General features: G+C 39.7%; 1 protein-coding gene. It reads left to right on the plus strand.

Annotation, left to right across the window (positions count from 1 at the left end):
• A partial coding sequence (locus tag DM397_RS00555) for an FGGY-family carbohydrate kinase (RefSeq protein ID WP_262510667.1) occupies positions 1–949 on the plus strand: 949 nt, incomplete at both ends.

Genomic DNA, 949 nt, shown 5'->3' on the forward strand with positions numbered 1-949 from the left:
CGGTTTGTCTGAAGGAATGCTTTGGGATTATAAAGAAAATAAAGTAGCCGATTGGCTTTTGGATTACTACGGAATCGACCAGTCTATGACTCCAAAAATTGTAGAGAATTTTACAAATCAGGGAGTTGTTACTGAAAAGGCTTCAGCAGAGTCTGGTCTTCCTGCGGGAATTCCTATTGTGTATAGAGCAGGAGATCAGCCAAATAATGCGTTGTCGTTAAATGTATTGAATCCAGGAGAAGTGGCGGCTACGGGTGGAACTTCGGGAGTGTTTTATGCAGTAAGCGAAATGTCTTCTGGAAAAAGCACTAGAGTAAACAATTTCGTCCATGTAAACTACGAACTGGAAACGCCACGAGTGGGTAAACTTTTAAATATTAACGGAGCTGGAATTCAGTACAGATGGCTTCGCAATAATATGGGGAACGAAAGTTACGAGGCAATGAATGAAAAAGCTTCGAATATTGAAATTGGATCAGAAGGAGTAGTTGTGATTCCGTTTGGAAATGGTGCTGAGCGTATGTTCAACAACAAAACAATTGGTACGCATTTCTTAAACCTCAACCTGAATATTCATAATAGCGCACATTTATTTAGAGCTTCTCTTGAAGGAATCGCTTTTTCGTTTGTCTACGGAATGGAATGCTTAAAAGATGATAATGCAGCTATTAACGTCATAAGAGCTGGAAATGATAATCTTTTCCGCTCTGAGATTTTCTCCAATACTGTGGCGACTTTAATTGGCCACGAAATCGAGATTTACAACACAACAGGAGCGGTTGGCGCGGCAAGAGCGGTTGGCTTAAAAGATGGCGATTATAGCAAGTTTGGGGCTAATGTAAGCGATAACGACCATGTAATGACGTTTTTGCCGCTTCATAACAAAGAACCTTACGAAGCCGCTTATAAGAAATGGAAACAAGAATTAGAATTAATATTAACAACTAAA

The sequence above is a fragment of the Flavobacterium nitrogenifigens genome (assembly GCF_003254565.1).
Taxonomy (GTDB): Bacteria; Bacteroidota; Bacteroidia; order Flavobacteriales; family Flavobacteriaceae; genus Flavobacterium; species Flavobacterium nitrogenifigens.